1 pseudogene is annotated in these 454 nt (G+C 45.8%); it reads right to left on the bottom strand.

Going from position 1 to position 454, the window contains the following annotated elements:
- A pseudogene (locus tag LGT40_RS00240) lies at positions 1–454 on the bottom strand (PQQ-dependent dehydrogenase, methanol/ethanol family); the annotation flags it as partial.

The following is a 454-nucleotide window of genomic DNA, read 5'->3' as shown; positions in this document are numbered from 1 at the left end:
ACGCCATTTGACCAGTTAACTGCTGGGTCAAATTTCTCAGCAACCAACAATTCACCTGTTTCACGATCCATGGTGTAACCGAAACCGTTACGGTCAAAGTGGACGGCAGTTTTGTGCATTTTGCCTTTCACTTTTTGGTCAACCAGGATAACTTCGTTAACGCCGTCATAATCCCACTCATCGTAAGGCGTCATTTGGTAAACCCATTTCGCCATACCGGTGTCTAAATCACGACCCCATAAAGACATTGTCCATTTGTTGTCGCCTGGACGTTGTACCGGATTCCAGGTAGATGGGTTACCGTTACCATAGTAGAACATGTTCAAGTCTGGATCATAAGAGTACCAGCCCCAGGTAGTACCACCACCGATTTTCCACTGGTCACCCTGCCAGGATTTCAATGAAGAATCTTTGCCAACAGGTTTCAGCATAGACATGGTTTTTTCTGGGTCAA

The organism is Methylophaga pinxianii (assembly GCF_020447225.1).
In the GTDB taxonomy this organism is placed as follows: Bacteria; Pseudomonadota; Gammaproteobacteria; order Nitrosococcales; family Methylophagaceae; genus Methylophaga; species Methylophaga pinxianii.
The sequence above is the reverse complement of the archived record's forward strand: the minus strand, read 5'-3'. Positions and strand labels throughout refer to the sequence as shown.